Source organism: Pseudomonas sp. Irchel s3h14 (genome assembly GCF_900187425.1).
GTDB lineage: Bacteria > Pseudomonadota > Gammaproteobacteria > Pseudomonadales > Pseudomonadaceae > Aquipseudomonas.
Window position 1 is genome coordinate 20,548 of the sequence record NZ_FYDJ01000019.1, and the last position, 16,255, is coordinate 36,802.

Annotated in this window: 17 protein-coding genes; 9 read left to right on the forward strand and 8 right to left on the reverse strand. The window is 58.2% G+C overall.

All coding sequences use genetic code 11. From position 1 onward, the window contains the following. Positions 1–12: 12 nt before the first annotated feature. Positions 13–780: a metallophosphoesterase gene (locus CKW16_RS25535; RefSeq protein WP_095131663.1), complete on the forward strand. Its 768-nt coding sequence runs from the start codon at positions 13–15 to the stop codon at positions 778–780. On the opposite strand, the gene CKW16_RS25540 is transcribed toward CKW16_RS25535, so the two are convergent. Then, positions 754–1,629 carry an alpha/beta fold hydrolase gene (locus CKW16_RS25540; RefSeq protein WP_095131665.1) on the reverse strand — a complete coding sequence of 292 codons (876 nt, stop codon included), beginning with the start codon at positions 1,627–1,629 and terminating at the stop codon, positions 754–756. The two genes, CKW16_RS25535 and CKW16_RS25540, sit on opposite strands and share 27 nt — an antisense overlap. Positions 1,630–1,981: 352 nt before the next feature. Beyond that, positions 1,982–2,866 carry a LysR family transcriptional regulator gene (locus CKW16_RS25545; protein WP_095131667.1) on the reverse strand — a complete coding sequence of 295 codons (885 nt, stop codon included), beginning with the start codon at positions 2,864–2,866 and terminating at the stop codon, positions 1,982–1,984. Positions 2,867–3,013: 147 nt separating this feature from the next. On the opposite strand from CKW16_RS25545, the gene CKW16_RS25550 reads away from it, so the two are divergent. After that, entirely contained in the window at positions 3,014–4,114 is a 1,101-nt protein-coding gene (locus tag CKW16_RS25550) for an alkene reductase (RefSeq protein ID WP_095131669.1), read from the forward strand. Between the two features lie 68 nt (positions 4,115–4,182). On the opposite strand, the gene CKW16_RS25555 is transcribed toward CKW16_RS25550, so the two are convergent. The 4 genes from CKW16_RS25555 to CKW16_RS25570 all read right to left on the reverse strand — a co-directional run bounded on the left by CKW16_RS25555 (position 4,183) and on the right by CKW16_RS25570 (position 6,954). Continuing rightward, the gene (locus CKW16_RS25555; RefSeq protein WP_176471602.1) at positions 4,183–5,196 is read right to left on the reverse strand and encodes a GlxA family transcriptional regulator; all 1,014 of its coding nucleotides are present in this window, start codon (positions 5,194–5,196) and stop codon (positions 4,183–4,185) included. Positions 5,197–5,295: 99 nt separating this feature from the next. Further along, positions 5,296–6,087: a type I methionyl aminopeptidase gene (gene map, locus CKW16_RS25560; RefSeq protein WP_095131673.1), complete on the reverse strand. Its 792-nt coding sequence runs from the start codon at positions 6,085–6,087 to the stop codon at positions 5,296–5,298. Next, positions 6,084–6,350 carry a ParD-like family protein gene (locus tag CKW16_RS25565; protein WP_095131675.1) on the reverse strand — a complete coding sequence of 89 codons (267 nt, stop codon included), beginning with the start codon at positions 6,348–6,350 and terminating at the stop codon, positions 6,084–6,086. The genes map and CKW16_RS25565 overlap by 4 nt, the downstream gene beginning before the upstream one ends. A gap of 133 nt (positions 6,351–6,483) precedes the next feature. Continuing rightward, positions 6,484–6,954, reverse strand: coding sequence for an Lrp/AsnC family transcriptional regulator (locus tag CKW16_RS25570; protein ID WP_095131677.1), 471 nt, complete (start codon positions 6,952–6,954; stop codon positions 6,484–6,486). 206 nt (positions 6,955–7,160) lie between these two features. Here CKW16_RS25570 and CKW16_RS25575 point away from each other — a divergent pair, with 206 nt between their 5' ends. From CKW16_RS25575 to CKW16_RS25600, 6 genes are all read left to right on the forward strand, one after another. Beyond that, positions 7,161–8,411 (forward strand): CynX/NimT family MFS transporter, encoded by a 1,251-nt coding sequence (locus CKW16_RS25575; RefSeq protein WP_095131679.1) that lies wholly within the window; start codon positions 7,161–7,163, stop codon positions 8,409–8,411. Positions 8,412–8,613: 202 nt separating this feature from the next. After that, on the forward strand, positions 8,614–10,293 hold the full coding sequence (locus tag CKW16_RS25580) for a thiamine pyrophosphate-binding protein (RefSeq protein WP_095131681.1): 1,680 nt from the start codon (positions 8,614–8,616) through the stop codon (positions 10,291–10,293). 177 nt (positions 10,294–10,470) lie between these two features. Then, positions 10,471–11,688, forward strand: a complete 1,218-nt coding sequence (locus CKW16_RS25585) for a DUF3422 domain-containing protein (RefSeq protein ID WP_095131812.1) — start codon at positions 10,471–10,473, stop codon at positions 11,686–11,688. Positions 11,689–11,836: 148 nt separating this feature from the next. Then, positions 11,837–12,037, forward strand: a complete 201-nt coding sequence (locus tag CKW16_RS25590; RefSeq protein ID WP_095131814.1) for a hypothetical protein — start codon at positions 11,837–11,839, stop codon at positions 12,035–12,037. 184 nt (positions 12,038–12,221) lie between these two features. Next, the gene (locus CKW16_RS25595) at positions 12,222–12,662 is read left to right on the forward strand and encodes a hypothetical protein (RefSeq protein ID WP_095131685.1); all 441 of its coding nucleotides are present in this window, start codon (positions 12,222–12,224) and stop codon (positions 12,660–12,662) included. Positions 12,663–12,846: 184 nt separating this feature from the next. Continuing rightward, complete coding sequence (locus CKW16_RS25600; protein WP_095131687.1) at positions 12,847–13,773, forward strand: universal stress protein; 927 nt, start codon at positions 12,847–12,849, stop codon at positions 13,771–13,773. A 167-nt stretch (positions 13,774–13,940) separates the two neighbouring features. Here the strand turns inward: CKW16_RS25600 and CKW16_RS25610 are convergent, their stop codons facing one another. Together CKW16_RS25610 and CKW16_RS25615 are read right to left on the reverse strand one after the other, a co-directional pair. Next, entirely contained in the window at positions 13,941–14,753 is an 813-nt protein-coding gene (locus CKW16_RS25610; RefSeq protein ID WP_095131689.1) for a class I SAM-dependent methyltransferase, read from the reverse strand. Between the two features lie 38 nt (positions 14,754–14,791). Then, complete coding sequence (locus CKW16_RS25615; RefSeq protein ID WP_095131691.1) at positions 14,792–15,061, reverse strand: DUF4242 domain-containing protein; 270 nt, start codon at positions 15,059–15,061, stop codon at positions 14,792–14,794. Positions 15,062–15,253: 192 nt separating this feature from the next. On the opposite strand from CKW16_RS25615, the gene CKW16_RS25620 reads away from it, so the two are divergent. After that, positions 15,254–16,246, forward strand: coding sequence for an AraC family transcriptional regulator (locus CKW16_RS25620; RefSeq protein WP_095131693.1), 993 nt, complete (start codon positions 15,254–15,256; stop codon positions 16,244–16,246). Positions 16,247–16,255: the final 9 nt, after the last annotated feature.

Consider the following 16,255-nt stretch of genomic DNA (forward strand, 5'->3'; position numbering starts at 1 on the left):
AGGAGTTGATCGATGCGCATCGCCTTGCTGTCAGACATCCATTTGTCCGTCAACGCGTTACCTTTTCCCGATGTAGATGCCGATATTGTCGTCCTCGCGGGAGACATCTCCCGACCGGCTGCGGCCATTGAGTGGGCCAAATCGTGCCCTGTTCCGATCGTGTACGTGGCAGGGAATCACGAGTTTTATGGCAGTGACTTGATCTCTACCTACGAACATTTGAACAGGTTGTCGCAAGGCACACAGATCCACGTATTGGAACTCTCGGAGTATCTCCACAACGGCGTGCGGTTTTTGGGTTGCACGCTGTGGTCTGACTATCGTCTTTTCGATTCTGCTGAGCATCGGGCACAGGGTGTTGATCTGGCTACGAAGCTCATGCGGGACTTCACCCACATAAAAATCTCGCCCGATTTTCCAGACCTGTTCAGCCCGGCGGTTTCCCAACTGATTTTTTTACAGACCGTCGCCTGGCTGGAAGACTGCTTCACCCGCGACAGAACCACTCCCACGGTGGTGGTTTCGCATTTTGCACCGACACGGTTGAGCATAAGCCCGCTATTTGAGAGTTCGCCGATTAACGCGAGTTTTGTTTCAGACCTCGAAGACCGGATCAAGGTCTGGCAGCCGGCACTTTGGCTGCATGGCCATACCCATGGGAGCTTTGACTACCAGGTGGGCAAAACTCGCGTCATTTGCAACGCCCGGGGCTATGCAAAAAATGGCATTAATGAAAATCCGGAATTTAATCGCTCATACGTGATTGACCTGGATATCTGAGGCAACGCGGCCCTGCCTCCTGGAAGCCGGGTCCAGAAAACCGAGCAAGGCCTGCCGGGTGTCTTGCCAGGCCGCCGCATGTTCCATATCGAGGAAGTGCCCGGCGTTCTTGATGGTATGGAACCGGGACTGCGACGCATGATCGGCGAACAGCCGGGCGTCTTCAACCGAGGTGTACTCATCCCATTCGCCGTTGACAAACAGCAGCGGTATTTCGATGGCAGCGGCACAGGCGACATAGCAATGGGTGTCTTGGGTCAGCACCTCATTGACGTGGAAATGCATCTGCCTGTACTCGTGTTCGGCCAGGCTTCTGACATGGCGGTCATTAAAGCGCTTGAACAGCGATGGCAGGTGCTTGCCGATTGTGCTGTTGATCAAGCGACCGACATTGAGGCGGTCGCAAGCCTGGAGATGGTTCAGGCCGCTCTCCAGGTAATCGCGCATCGGCGTATTGATCCGCGCTGCGAATGAATTGATCACCGCCTTCTCGATTCGTCGCGGCCGCTGGGCCAGCGCCAACAAGGTGGCCGCACCGCCCCAGGAAAAGGACAGCACGTGGTGCGCACCAAAGTGTTCGATTAAATCCAGCAGTATCGCTGCCTCGTCTTCCTTTCGGATCGGTTGGCCGTGGAGGTTGTGTTCCTTCGACTGACCGGCGTAGGGCTGGTCGTAGAGAACCACATTGAATCGCGGCTGCAGGTAACGCACCGTTTGGGCAAAAGATGCGGTCGTTGCCAGTGAGCCGTTGACCAGAATGATGGTTTTGTCAGCGGCAGTGTTGAGATAGTGCTCGGTATAAACCTTGTACTTCCCGCAGATCTCGACGATGGCAGTTTTCGGCATCATGACATTTACTTCCTTGAACCCATTGGACTAAGCGCACAGCGCGAGGGATGCCCACAGGGCCCTATCGCAGACAGCAGAACACGTGGACCTGACAGCGAAGTGCCAGGCCAATACATCAATAACTCAGGGTTGTTTTCAAGCGTCAACGCATAGGCCTCCTCGGGCTTAATCTGGCAACACGGACAAGCAACAACAGCGCGAGGGTGCTCGGATGGCTGCCGTGACCAATGAGTCACTGACTGACCATATGTTCAGAGTTAAGCAGGGATTTTCTCGTCTGCAAGAACGCAGATGAGTTATTGCGTCGAATCGCAAGCTAAGGCTGGAGGCGTGAGGCTGGAGGCGTGAGGAATCAGATACGCAGGTGCGCACTCATGTAGTCAATGAAAACGCGCAGCTTGGGCGAGGCATAACGGCTGGCTGGCCACAGCATCCAGAAGACGACTTGGCGGTCCAAGTAATCATCCAGCACGGTGACCAGTTGGCCGCTTTCCAGCGCTTCGCGCACCAGGAAGGTAGGCAGAAAGGCAATGCCTCTGCCCTGGATTGCGGCATAGGCAAGAGGCTCGATCGTGTTCGACGTCATCGTGGCGGGCAGAACCAATTCAGCCTCGGAGGCTTCGAGCCGCAGCGGCCAACGCTCCAGCTTTCCCGTTGCGGGGAATTTGTGTTGCAGGCATGAATGGCGTTCCAGTTCACGCGGATTAGCGGGTACACCATGTCGCTTGAGATAGGTCGGCGACGCCACCAGCACATGTGCACAGGAACCCAAGCGGCGCGCGGTCAAGCGAGAATCGGTTTGCTCGCCGGTCCGAATCACCGCATCGAACCCCTCCTCGATCACATCGACCATGCGATCGCAAAAATCGATATCCAGTTCGACTTCCGGATACTGCTCCATGAACCCGTCAAAGGCCGGCATCATCAGGTCGCCCAGTAGAGGTGTGCCCACGCGAAGCCGCCCACGTGGACTGCCAGCCAGGCCTGACAGCTCGGACTCGGCAGCGCTGACCTCGCTGAGGATGCGGCGGCATCGCTCAAGGAACAGAGTCCCCTCGGCCGTCAGCGTGATGCTGCGTGTACTGCGATGAAACAGCCGTACATGCAAGCGTTCCTCCATCCGAGCGATGGTTTTGCCCACGGTCGAGGACGACACCCCTAACTGGCGGGCGGCCTCGGTAAAGCTGCGCGTTTCGGCAACCTGCACGAACATTGAGATGCCACTCAGACTTTCCATCGCTGTTCCTGCTTGCCCCGGTACAACCCAACCTACAAGGCGGGATTACGGAAAAACCATCCGAAATGTTCGGCATCGCGGGATATTTTTCTCCACGAATTTTACGCCTACATTGCGCCCATCCCACCACTGCCAGGTATCGATGTCATGTCCAAACTGCATACGAGCATCCAAATTGGCCCCTACCAAATTGCCCATCGCGTCGTTCTGGCGCCACTTACCCGTATGCGTGCCGAGCCGGGCGCCATCCCCGGCCAGTTGATGGCCGAGTACTACGCCCAGCGTACAACCGCTGGCGGGCTGTTGATTGGCGAAGCCACTATCGCCGCACCCAATGGCAATGGATACCTCGGTGCTCCCGGTCTGTATGACGACAGCCAGATCGCTGGCTGGAAACTTGTGACCGACGCCGTTCATGCCAAGGGCGGGAAAATCTTCCTGCAGCTTTACCATGCCGGGCGCCAGTCCAATAGCCTGCTGCAGCCGGACGGCGCCCAGCCAGTGGCCCCTTCCGTTGTGGACCACGGCGGCCTCGCCTTCACCGAGAACGGCTGGACCCCCGGCAGCCCGGCGCGCGAACTGACCATCGCTGAAATCCGCGGGTTGGTAGACAGCTTCCGCACTGCGGCCGAACGCGGTATCGCAGCCGGATTCGACGGCGTGGAGTTGCACTCGGCCAACGGCTACCTGTTCGATCAATTCCTCCAGGACGGCAGCAACAAACGTACGGATATCTACGGTGGCTCGTTCGAGAACCGCAGCCGGTTCCTGCTGGAAGCAGTAGAAGCGGTGATCTCCGTCTGGGGCAGCAATCGGGTGGCGGTGCGTCTGGGGCCAAGCGGCAATTTCGGCGATATGTCCGACAGCGATCCCGTTGGCCTGTTCACCTATGTCGCGTGCGAGCTGAACAAGCTGGACCTCGCCTATCTGCATCTGATCGAGCCGCGCATTTTAGGTGTCGCCGAGGACGAGCGCCGGGACCAGAATCCGGTGGCGTCCCAACTCATCCGCCAGCACTACAAGGGCACCCTTATCGCGGCGGGCGGTTTTTCCGGTGAATCGGCGAAGGCGATCCTTGAAGCCGGCGATGCCGACCTGGTCGCTTTTGGCCGCCACTTCATCGCCAACCCTGACTTGCCAGAGCGCCTGCGCAAGGGCTGGCCGCTGAACCCGTACGACCGCGAGACGTTCTTCGGTGGCACCGAAGTGGGTTACACGGACTATCCTTTCCATACCGAAGCAGCATGACAATCAGCACCGCTGGCAACTGGGGGTCGTAGTACCCCAGCTGTCCAAAAGCTCCATCTTCAGGGGGACTATTTGACGAGTCGCGTTTCCTTGGAAGGCCTGTATCCGAAGTACGAGCTATAACACTTGCTGAAGTGGCTGGGCGATACAAAGCCACACGCAACCAACACGTCCACCTGGGACAGCTCTGTGTGCTGGAGCAGTCGACGCGCCTCGGTAATTCGCAGCTCCATGTAATACCGTTGCGGCGTTGTGCCCAGTTGCTCCTTGAACAAACGCTCAAGTTGTCGACGCGAACGGCCTGCGTATACCGCCAACTGCTCCAACTCCAGAGGCTCTTCGAGGTTGGCATCCATCAGCTTCACCACCTCGCGTAATGGCGCACTCACGCAGACATTTTCAGTCGGTTTTATCCGCCGATAACGCGACTCCTCGAAAGCCAGGATGTCCTCAATCCCCTCGACGAGGGCTTTGTCGTGCAAGCCTTTGATCCAGTCCAGCGCCATGTGGAATGCCCCCGAGGGACTGGAAGCCGTGAGCCGGTCTCGATCAATGACGTAGGGCTCACTGGTGACATGCGTCGCCTTGGAGATTTCCGCGAGCGCGGGGCGATGTTCGGGGTGAATCGCGCAGCGATACCCGTCAAGCAAGCCTGCCCTTCCCAGGAACCATGCGCCATTCCACAACCCGGCCAGACTGACACCCTGGTCTGATGCAGCCCTCAACAGGGAGATGAGTTCGTCCGTCGCTTTGAGTTCTGTCCTGTAGCCGCCACAAATGACCAGAAGATCCAGGTCCTGGATCGCTGAACAATCGAAACGGGCATCTGGCCGAATGACCAGACCCAGGTCACTGATGACCTCCTCATCGGTCAAGCCGAACGTACGGGACGAGAACAACCCGGGGCGCAGAAGATTCGCGGTGACAATCGTATCCAGTGCTTGCGTGAATGCGGGCAACGAGAAATGCTCAAGCAACAGAAATCCTGCCCGGACCATTTGAGTCTTCTCGTTGGGGTTCTCATTCAGATAGCGGAGATTTTTCCCCTTCATGCCTCCGCTGAATTGGCGTCGCTCGATCAATGTTCGGCCTACTCGGTTACGCGTTGATAAACCTCAATGCTAACTGTAGAAGTTTCAAAACCACTAGCGCCATTTTGCGATTGATCAGGCCAGCTGCGCCTAAACGATGGCGGCATACCCATCGACACTGTCGGGCCAACGGGTCAGAACCTCGAAGCCGTCGTCAGTGACCGCGACCATATGCTCCCACTGAGCCGAGAGTGAGTGATCCTTGGTGACCACGGTCCAGCCATCAGCCAGCGTTTTCACATGGCGTTTGCCAGCGTTCAACATGGGTTCAATGGTGAAGATCATGCCGGCTTTCAGTTTCAGGCCCTGGCCTGGGAAGCCGTAGTGAAGGACCTGAGGCTCATCGTGATAAATCTTGCCGATACCGTGACCGCAGTATTCGCGCACGACGCTGAATCCGTCTCTTTCTGCCACAGTCTGAATGGCATGGCCAATGTCACCCAGGGTAGCGCCGGGGCGGACGACGCGAATACCGGCACACATCGCTTCATAGGTCGTCTCTGCCAGACGTCGGGCTTCCGGGCCGGGCTCTCCCACGAAGTACATGCGGCTGGTGTCGCCGTACCAACCCTCCTTGATAACGGCAATGTCGATATTGACGATGTCGCCATCCTTGAGTGGCGTGGCCGAAGGAATGCCATGGCAGACCACTTGGTTGACCGATGCACACACGGTTTTCGGGAAGCCGTGATAGCCGACATTCCCCGGAATGGCTTTCTGCACATTGACGATGTAGTCATGACAGAGCTGATCCAGTTCGTCGGTAGTGACCCCCGCTTTGACATGCGGAGCAATCATGGCCAGGACCTCGGCGGCCAGCGTGCCCGCAGCCCGAGACATGGCTATTTCCGCCGGGGTATTGAGCTTTACATTGGCCTTCATTGCTTGGCTCCTGATGCTGCATCAACCTGGGCGCTTTGCGAAAGATCGGCGAGTGCGCACAGCTGTTTTACATCGAGGCCGCCAGCCAGTTCGGCACGAATCAGCACGCGGCAGATGTCGCTGTGGTCCAGGTTGGGATGTAACTCCGCAAGCATCCCGATGCGCATCCAGTGCTCGGCTTGGGCGTTGATCGAGCGACTCAACGCATCGCTGGCGACGCGCAGATTCTCGTGCATGGCTTCTGAAATTTTTACGATACCCACTGTCAAATCCAATATGAAATGTATATGGATCGTATATTAGTCGGTAGTTGTGTGAAATTGCAATTTCACGGACAGAACGCGCTGAGGCAGCGTGGATTGAAGGCGGGTCAGGTGCAGCCGATGGTGATCGGGTTCAGACCGGCACGCGAGTGGTGTACTTCACCCGCGATAGCGCGAACTGTGAGCTGGCATTCGCGACAGAGGGATGTCGCAACAGGGTGTGCATCAAGAACTGCTCGTAGTCTCGAATATCAGCCGCGACGATCCGAAGCAGATAATCCCATTCACCCGATAAGGTATAGCACTCGAGAATGTTCTCCTGATCTGCAACGAAGCGTTCGAAGGCTTCGGCATCCTGCTCGCCGTGGGACTTGAGCCGCAGCGAGCAGATCACATCGACATCGCGATTGACTGCCCGTCGATCAATCAAACGAACGGTAGCCCCAAGGATGCCTGCCTCTTCCAATGCCCGGACTCTTCGCCAGCAGGAGGCTGGCGAACTGGATACGGCTTCAGCCAGCGCTGTTCCATTGAGGCTGGCATCGGACTGCAAGGTACGAAGGATACGTCGGTCCAGATTATCGAGCTGAATGGTTTTGTCCATTTTAAGCCTACTTGTGAATTCAGAATTTCATAGTAGTGCACTACCACGAAATACTGATCAAACAATTTCTGCGTCAGTCGGCAAACTAGCCACTCAGTTTGTCCGTCACTCTTTTCCCTCCAAACCAGGCGATCTGCCTCGGTAGGAACGCGAACCGCAAAGTGCTCCGCGCCTAGGCTCGTGCGCGCTGTCGTGGTGGAGATCTCATGCAGAAAATCAGTTTCTCCCCGGCCGGCATCGTCATCCTGTCGGGCGTGGTCGCAGCCCTGCACTTGGGTAAGGTTTCCCCGGCCATTCCCGCTCTCCAGGCCTCGTTGAACCTGACGATGGTGCAGGCAGGGTTCCTGCTATCGCTGACGCAACTGGCGGGTATGCTTGCCGGCGTTATGATCGGTGTATTCAGCGATGGCCTGGGGCTGCGCAGAAGTATCATTAGCGGTCAGATGATCCTGTGCGTCGCCAGTGTCATTGGTATGGGGGCGCGGCAGCCCGATGAGCTGCTGATGCTTCGAGCCCTGGAGGGCTTGGGCTTCTTGCTCACAACATTGCCGACACCTGGATTGATCCGACAACTGGTTTCTCGCGAGCGCCTGGCTTTACATCTGGGGCTGTGGGGATGCTACGTAGCGATCGGTACTTCCATTGCTTTTATCGCCGGCCCCACATTGATAGAAACGGTGGGATGGCAAGGGTGGTGGGGCGTTCCGGCCATCTGTTCGGCCGCGATGATTATCTGGCTTGTGCGAGCCGTGCCGTCCGATCGACAGCGCCTTCCACCTGAGACTGCTTCTGCGCGGTGCACAGCGGCGCCCAGTGAAGCCTGGACACATCGACTATGGACAACGCTGAAGGCGAGCGGCCCTTGGCGCGTAGGCATCGCCTTTGCCATGTACGCGGGGCAGTGGATTGCCGTCATTGGCTTTCTGCCATCGATCTATGCCGACACCGGTTTGTCGGTGCCGATGGCAGGTGCGCTGACGGCGCTGGCCGCGTTCGTCAATATCAGTGGAAGTACCTCGGCAGCGCTGTTGCTGCATCGGGGTATCAGTGCCAGGCGGCTGTTGTTGGTCGGATACATGTGCATGGCCATCACGACGCTGTTCGCTTTCGGCCAGTTCACTCAAGGCATGCCTGTCGTGCGTTATGGCGCCGTACTGGTCTTTTCTGCCGTCGGCGGCGTCATCCCGGGGACGCTATTCATGATCGCCGTGAGCGTTGCGCCCAGTGAACGAACCGTGTCGACGGCTGTGGGTTGGGTGCAGCAGATTTCATCAATGGGCATGTTTGTCATGCCGCCACTGCTGGCCAAGTTGGCCGGTTGGGCGGGTGGATGGCATTGGACCTGGTTGGCGTCAGGACTGGCATCGTTGATTGGCCTGCTACTTGCGGCTGGCTTGGCACAAGACGATTACGTTCCATCTATGCCAGAGCCTGAAACCTTGCGTTCCGGCAACTGAAGTGGCTGTGCGCCTACCCTAGGGACTTCAATAGCTGAGGGAATGAAGTGCTGAGCAATCATCGTTTGTACCCCTACTCGATGATGCTCAGAATTCGTGGCGCAGACGTTAGCCGTTGTTCTTCCAATTGATCGAGTCAGTACCTGTCAGAAAGAGAGCGATTCACCCTTTCACACCGCACCATTCGACTCAGGAGATAACAATGAATAAAACCATTTCTCGTCGTAGCGGAGGTCAGATATTGGTGGATGCCTTACGCATCCATGGCGTCAAAAGAGCTTTTTGTGTTCCGGGAGAAAGCTACCTCGCGGTTCTCGACGCATTGCATGACGTGCCAGAAGAAATCGATCTGGTGGTGTGCCGTCAGGAAGGTGGGGCGGCCTATATGGCAGAAGCCTACGGCAAGCTCACTGGAGAGCCGGGCATCTGTTTCGTGACCCGAGGCCCGGGTGCAACGAACGCCTCGGTTGGCGTTCACACTGCGTTCCAGGATTCATCGCCGATGATTCTGTTCATCGGCCAGGTCGCTCGCGATCAGCAGTATCGCGAAGCCTTTCAGGAAGTTGATTTTCGCCAGATGTTTGGCCCCTTGGCGAAATGGGTCGTGCAAATAGACGACACCCGCAGAATTCCCGAACTGATCAGCCAGGCGTTCCACCGAGCAGTCAATGGCCGGCCTGGACCTGTAGTGGTCGCACTGCCGGAAGACATGCTGACCGAAATGGCGGAAGTCAGTGATGCCGGGCCGTTCAAACGTGTATTGATGACCCCGGCAGCCGAGCAAATGGCCGCCATGCAGCAACTGCTTGAGCGGTCAGAGCGGCCATTGATGGTGCTGGGGGGCAGCGGTTGGGATACCGAGTCGGTGCACGACATTCGGCTTTTTGCTGAACAGCAAAATATCCCGGTTGCCGCCTCCTTTCGCTGCCAGGACCTGTTCGACAATCGACACCCGAACTATGTCGGCGATCTTGGTTTCGCCGCGTCAGCGCAGCTGTCCTCAGCGGTAAAAAACGCCGACCTGCTGCTGGTCGTGGGCTCCAGAATGGGTGAGGTTTCAACGGGCGGATATGCGGCCTTGGACATCCCGGTACCGAAGCAAACCTTGATCCATGTTCATCAAGGTATCGAGGAACTGGGGCGGGTTTACCAACCTGCGTTAGCGATCAACAGCAGCATGTCGACCTTTGCCAAATCAGCCGCACAACTTCCGGCGGCGACCAGCCCGGTAAAGAGTGAATGGACGCGCACCCTCAACAAAAACTACCGCGAAAATCTGCAACATTCGCCCTCCCCAGGCGACGTCCAGATGGCCGAAATCATTGAGTGGTTGAATCGCAGACTTGCGGACGACGCGATCCTGACCAATGGCGCTGGAAACTATGCCGTCTGGCTTCAACGCTTCTATCAGTTCCGCCAATACCGCACCCAGCTAGGCCCTACCAATGGCTCCATGGGCTACGGCGTTCCCGCTGCTGTGGCCGCCAAACTGACTTGCCCGGACCGAGTGGTGGTTTCGTTTTCAGGGGATGGCTGCTTCTTGATGAACGGCCAGGAGATAGCGACTGCAGCGCAATATGGCGCCAATGTGATTTTCGTTGTGATCAACAACGGAATGTACGGAACCATCAGAATGCACCAGGAACGCAATTACCCTGGACGCGTGTCAGGCACTGAATTGCGCAACCCTGATTTCGCCGCACTTGCCCAAGCCTATGGACTGCATGGCGAGGTGGTAACCGCCACGTCCGACTTTGCGCCAGCGTTTGAACGCTGCCTTGGTATGTCCCGGCCATCCTTGATTGAGGTCAGAGTCGACCCTGAAGCATTGACCCCTCGACTTAGCCTGACTCAGATCAGAGAGCAATCAAGCAAGAAGTAACCCGTTTACTCAGTTTTGGGCGCCTGACTCACGATTTACAAGGCGCCTTTTCTGATTCGTCCTAGCTCGCCATTGTCGACCGCGTTACATGACCACTTCAGCGCAAAGCCGCTTGTGACTCGTGAGTTCATCGACCTGTCCCACCTACAACAGCAGTCGATCAATGGCCTGAACAGCATGCATCCGCAAAGACAAACCCTGCACAACGAACTGCACGCGCGTCCGTCACTGTATTTCGACGAGCCGGCCCATGTGTTTCATCTGGCCTTCCTTGGCGGGGAGCCGGAGTGCAATGCGCTGCTGGAGCGCTGCTGCCCTATTCCGATCGATCCTCATGCTGCCCAAGGCATCACCCAACTCGATGGCCACGCCCTGAAATGGGAACGCCACGCCGAGTTCTTCACCCTGACCCTGGTGGTCACTTCATCCAGCGATGACCTGTCCTGGACATCGCTGCCCGAAGTGCTGGCGCAGAAGCTCGAAGTGTATTTGCCGCAGCTGATCAACTCGGTGCAGATCGTCGTGCGTGGCGAAGCCGGCCTGGACCTGGCCGGCTACGGCTTCAAGGACCCGTGCGGTTCCTGCGTGGGCGGTGGTGATGCGGTGGTCTGGAGCGATTTTCGTCTCAGCGAGGACGGCAACAACCACATCCTGTTCGTCAACCGGCGCCTCAACGCTTACCGCCAAGGGCGGATGATCCGCCGTCTGCTGGAAATCGAGACCTACCGCATGATGGCCTCGCTGTCTTTGACCACGGCCAAGACCTTGAGCGCGCAACTCGATGTCTTTGACAAGACCTTGGTCACCCTCTCCGAGCGTAACGCCGGCGCTGACAGCGGCAACGCGAAAGCCCTGCTGGCGGACATCTCCAACCTGTCCGCCCAAGTGGTCAGCAGTACCGCGAAAACCCGCCACCGCTTCAGTGCCACCCAGGCCTATGCGCAACTCGTGTACGAGCGCCTGGGCGAATTGCGAGAAAGTCACGTCGGCGATTGCCAGCGTCTCGGCGTGTTCATCGAACGCCGCTTCAAACCCACCGTCAGGTATTGCACCGCCACTGAACAACGCCTGGAGCACCTGGCCAAAAGCGTGGCCAACCTGGGCGACCTGTTGCAGGCCCGGGTTCAGGTGGAAATGGAAGAACAGAACTCGGAAATTCTCAAAAGCCTGAACGCCCGCGCCGATGCTCAGATCAAGATCCAGCGCGCGGTGGAAGGTCTGTCGATTATCGCCATTACTTATTACCTGCTGAGCCTGCTCAAGCTTGGCTACTCAGGGTTGCATCTGCTCGGCGTCGAGGTGGCCCCGCGAGAGGCGATGCTGGCGATGACGCCCCTCGCGATCGCGATCCTTGCGCTGATTATTTTCCGCATCAAGAAGGTCAAAGAGCACTGATACGGTGAATCGCAGGGAGGCGCCATCACCATTCAGGCAGTCTGACCACCGGTACGTTTCGTTGCCCAAGCTGATCGACGCCAACAAAAAATCTCGAACTCAAGCCATGACATTGAATCCAATGTTCAGGTCAATGGAGGTCAGCGATATGAACAGCGATAACAGTGTTAATGACGTCAAATCATATGAAACGTCCAACGCCGAAAGAGATCTTGAGGACACGGACCCTGACGCCAAAGACGTGGATCAAACCGTTACGCCCTCTCCAACTCGAACCCGGGAGCAGGAAGCTGAGGAGCTCAGTCGGAAAATAGCGGAGATAGAACGCAAAGTGGCGGACGGTAACTAGCAAGACGCCGAGGCCCGTGAGGCTATAATCTTGAAGACATGCCGTTCCTCTCCAAAGTCAATGCATTTGCATTGACTTTGGACGGGGCTGGACCGGTTCCGGTGCTACGCTTTTATTTCCTCGAATAGAGAATGAAGCGATGTTCACCGAACTCACAATCCCCAGACTTTCACGACGTTAGCCCATGAAACGAATCCTGATCGGTGGAATCACCGTAGCGATTATCGGCACGATGACGTATGGATTTTTCCAATGGAAAATCGTCGAAAGCCACAAGCACGACCTTCTGTGCGGAGAGGCCAAGCAGACGCTGAAAGGCGTGGAGATCCGGGCGCGGGCGTTGGCTGCCGGATTGTCCGTAGAAGACTATGGCAAGGCTGAAGAAGACGAAGTGGCGACACTCATTGGTGCGCTCGACGCCGCCAAGAGCGACGCTGAGGTCGACTCGGTCATAGAGGCTCACGCTGCCACCATAGAAGCGGTGGATGCGGCTATTGACGCTCAGGTTGATACCCGAGGCGATCAGACATTCCTCGAACAACGACTCGTGAAACAGCGGATACCGGTCGACGTTAAACAAGAACTGCAACGTGCCGCGAAGGCCGTTAGCGTCAGGTGCAGTTAGTATTCAACAGTGCCCTACCCCCCCAAGTAATAGCTCTGGATATCCGCGCGCGCGGCCAGCTCGGCTGCCGAACCTTCATCCACCCCCGGTTTACGGACGGGAGGTTGATCATGGTCAATACTTAGAGACTGGATGTACGTCGCACGAGCCGCACGTCGGGCGGCTAATCCACGGGAGGTTCGTCATGTCTGGTCAATCCCGCTTCATGCTGGTTGCATCACCGCTGATGGAGCACAGCCCCGCTTTCGACAGGGCCGCTGCGCTGGCCAAGGCCGAAGACGCCGCGTTGCACATCGTCGCCTTCGATTATCTGGAAGGCCTGGCGACCGCCAGTCTGGTCAACGAAAAGGCCCTGGAACAGATGCGCGTGGGCTACGTCGAGCGCCACCGCCAATGGCTTGAGGAACAGGCCCGCCCCTTGCGCAAAATCGGGGTGCACGTCACCACCGAAGTGGCCTGGGTCGAACGCCCATTGGAGGAAATCCTGATTCACCTCAAAGAGCAGCCGATGGACGTGCTGATCAAGGCGCTGGAGCACGAATCGCGGCTGTCGCGACTGATATTTACCCCGCTCGATGTGCATTTGCTGCGCGAATGCCCGGTGCCGCTGCATTTCGTCAGCCACGCCGTGAACGCCTTGCCGCGAAAGATCGTCGCGGCGGTCGACCCTTTTCATCGCGATGACCATTACAAAACCTTCAACGACCGGATCCTTCACGAGGCGGTAAAACTGGCGAGCGCCTGTAATGCCGAGCTCGATGTGGTCTACGCCTATGACCTTTCATCCATCAGCGCCGACGAATTCGGCTTCGACAACGGGTCGGCGTTCTTCTCGTCGGGTAAAGCCAAGACCGTGTTCGATTACCAGGAGGATGCCTTCAACGACTTGGCCGAGCGCAACGGCATCGCGCCGGAGCAGCGGCACATGATCATTGGCAACCCGGCCAAGGTCCTCACCCGCTATGCCGATGCCTATGACGTTGACGTGATTGTCATGGGCCGGATCGGCCATCGCGGCCTGGGCCGACTGATCGGCAGTACGGTGGAGCATCTGCTGTACAAAATGCCGTGCAGCGTTTGGGTGGTGTACACCGAGCGACTGGATGAGTGATTGCCCCCCGTCAAAACACCACAAATCTAATGTGGGAGCGGCGGTGCGACGATTCGACTTGCTCGCGAAGGCGGAGTGTCAGGCAACATCATTGTCGACTGACACTCCGCCTTCGCGAGCAAGCCCGCTCCCACAGGGGTTTTGCATTGTCATTAAGCTCGTTCAGGTCAACGCCGGGTTATCACCACCTCAAGGTATTCACTCGGCACCACCAGCGACTTGTCTCCCGCCCGGTTCAAGCGGTTCAACAGTTCGGTCAGGTCCTTTTCCAGGGCCTCGGCACCCTCGGGAGGCAGCGCCAGGAACGCCTTATGGACCGGGCCGTACCAGGTGCGGAACGTGTCGATGAAGTGCGCGGCCGAGCGGTAGCGGAAGTTGAAGTGCTTGCGAGTGACCTGGACCAGGAAGTTGCGCTCGTCGAATTGCGAGTGCAGCCAGGCTTCGGTGCCCCACTGCGAAGGCGGTTGTGCGCCCGGCGGTGGCGGCAGGTGGCGGCCGAGGGTCTTGAACATCTGGCCGACAAACCCTTCGGGTGTCCAGTTGGCCAGGCCGATCCGGCCTCCGGGTCGACAGACTCGCGCCAGTTCCGCGGCGGCCTTGGGTTGGTCCGGCGTAAACATCACACCGAAGGTCGACAGTACGACATCGAAGCTGGCGTCCTCAAAGGGCAGCGCCTCGGCGTCGGCCACCTGGAAGGTGACTTCCAGGTGCTCTGCCTTGGCCCGGTCCTCGCCGCGCTCCAGCAGCGCGGCCACATAGTCGGTGGAGGTGACGTGGCATCCACGGCGCGCGGCAGCGAGTGTCGCATTGCCGTTACCGGCGGCCACATCGAGCACGCGTTCATCGCAGAGCAGGTCGCAGGCTTCGGCGAGCTCTTCGCCGACGATCTGCAACTTGGTGCCGATCACGGCATAGTCGCCGCTGGCCCAAGCGGCCATCTGACGGTTTTTCAAGGCAGTAAGATCAATGGGTGTACTCATGAATTCCGCTCCGTTGCGGGTTGGAATGCAGGCCCGGCTTATTCGGCCGTCGTGGGATCGATAATGTTCATGACCTGGGAAACGCTGTTGGCAGGGAAACCACCCAGCCTGGCGTGTTCCCGGATGAGCTCTGCGTCCGGCGCGATGTACACGCAGTAGAGCTTGTCACCGGTGACGTAACTCTGAAGCCACTGCACCTCTGGCAGATCGCGCAGGACCCTGCAGGACTTTTGCGAGATGGCTTTCAAATCCCTTTCTGACAGTGTTCCAGCGCCCGGAATCTCGCGTTCTATAACGAACTTCGGCATGGCAACCTCTCATTTTTGTTATTGATGACAGGGTCGGCAGACCCTGTGTGCCAACTATCGCGCCGGGCAACGCTGGCGTCCTGCCCGATCGTCGGCCAACCCTGTCCGATCGTCCGGAGATTTCACGGTTTGCGGCGACAGGCTCACAATCAAGCTCACCCCCCAAAGCAGCCGCCCACACGGAAAAACCCCATGGACGCCCTGTCCCAGACGCTGCGCGTCGTCCGCTTGGTCGGCGCGATTTTTATCAATGCCAGGTTCACTGCACCCTGGTGCTACCAATCGCCGAGCGCCGACACGGCGGCACCGTTTCTGGAGCCCGGCGCCGAACGCGTGGTGATCTTCCACTTGATCACCGAAGGCGAGTGTTATGTCGAACTGGGTGATGATCCCCCGCTCCTGCTGACGGCCGGCGATGTGGTGGTTTTCCCGCAGGGAGACGCCCACCGCATGAGCTCTAACCCGGGGCTCGCGCCCGCCACGGGAGCGCGGCTGGACGTGGTGCTGGCACGCCGTCCACGGCAACTGAGCTATGGCGGTGGCGGCGCGGTAACACGGTTGGTGTGCGGCTATCTGGCGTGTGATACCCGTCTGGCGGGGATGTTGCTGACCGGGTTGCCAGCGGTGGTCCGGGTCAATGTACGCGGCTCGAATGCCGGTATCTGGCTGGAATCGTCGGTCCGGTATGCGCTGGCGGAAGCGCGCTCGCCCCGCCCCGGCGGCGAAGGTGTGCTGGCGAAACTGGCCGAGGTGTTGTTCATCGAGGTGCTGCGCCTGTACATGCACGAACAGGGCGAAGGTCGCACCGGTTGGCTGGCGGGTGTGAGCGACCGGATTGTCGGCGCTGCCCTCAACGCGTTGCACAAAAAACCTTGTCACGCCTGGACGCTGGATGAACTGGCACGCACGGCCGGCACTTCAAGGTCGGTGTTGGCTGAGCGCTTTCAGCAATTGGTGGGGAGTTCGCCGATGCAGTACCTGACGCAATGGCGGATGTTGCTGGCGGCCAACCTGTTACGCAGCAGTAACAGTTCATTGATGCGCATCGCCGAAGAGGTGGGCTACCAGACCGACACGGCGTTCAGTCGGGCGTTTCGTCGAGAGTATGGAGCGCCACCCGCAGCGTGGCGGCGCAGTCAGGAGAAAAAACCAATGGCCCACGGCGTGCAGCCTGTGAGCCATTGATGTGAAGGT

What these genes read in the sequence shown, in the direction of transcription:
- CKW16_RS25570 (WP_095131677.1), bottom strand. Translation starts at nt 6,954, where the DNA reads ATGGACAAAACCATTCAGCTCGATAATCTGGACCGACGTATCCTTCGT.
- CKW16_RS25620 (WP_095131693.1), top strand. Translation starts at nt 15,254, where the DNA reads ATGGACGCCCTGTCCCAGACGCTGCGCGTCGTCCGCTTGGTCGGCGCG.
- CKW16_RS25615 (WP_095131691.1), bottom strand. Translation starts at nt 15,061, where the DNA reads ATGCCGAAGTTCGTTATAGAACGCGAGATTCCGGGCGCTGGAACACTG.
- CKW16_RS25545 (WP_095131667.1), bottom strand. Translation starts at nt 2,866, where the DNA reads ATGGAAAGTCTGAGTGGCATCTCAATGTTCGTGCAGGTTGCCGAAACG.
- CKW16_RS25535 (WP_095131663.1), top strand. Translation starts at nt 13, where the DNA reads ATGCGCATCGCCTTGCTGTCAGACATCCATTTGTCCGTCAACGCGTTA.
- CKW16_RS25580 (WP_095131681.1), top strand. Translation starts at nt 8,614, where the DNA reads ATGAATAAAACCATTTCTCGTCGTAGCGGAGGTCAGATATTGGTGGAT.
- CKW16_RS25595 (WP_095131685.1), top strand. Translation starts at nt 12,222, where the DNA reads ATGAAACGAATCCTGATCGGTGGAATCACCGTAGCGATTATCGGCACG.
- CKW16_RS25590 (WP_095131814.1), top strand. Translation starts at nt 11,837, where the DNA reads ATGAACAGCGATAACAGTGTTAATGACGTCAAATCATATGAAACGTCC.
- CKW16_RS25540 (WP_095131665.1), bottom strand. Translation starts at nt 1,629, where the DNA reads ATGATGCCGAAAACTGCCATCGTCGAGATCTGCGGGAAGTACAAGGTT.
- CKW16_RS25550 (WP_095131669.1), top strand. Translation starts at nt 3,014, where the DNA reads ATGTCCAAACTGCATACGAGCATCCAAATTGGCCCCTACCAAATTGCC.
- CKW16_RS25585 (WP_095131812.1), top strand. Translation starts at nt 10,471, where the DNA reads ATGCATCCGCAAAGACAAACCCTGCACAACGAACTGCACGCGCGTCCG.
- CKW16_RS25575 (WP_095131679.1), top strand. Translation starts at nt 7,161, where the DNA reads ATGCAGAAAATCAGTTTCTCCCCGGCCGGCATCGTCATCCTGTCGGGC.
- CKW16_RS25600 (WP_095131687.1), top strand. Translation starts at nt 12,847, where the DNA reads ATGTCTGGTCAATCCCGCTTCATGCTGGTTGCATCACCGCTGATGGAG.
- CKW16_RS25610 (WP_095131689.1), bottom strand. Translation starts at nt 14,753, where the DNA reads ATGAGTACACCCATTGATCTTACTGCCTTGAAAAACCGTCAGATGGCC.
- map (WP_095131673.1), bottom strand. Translation starts at nt 6,087, where the DNA reads ATGAAGGCCAATGTAAAGCTCAATACCCCGGCGGAAATAGCCATGTCT.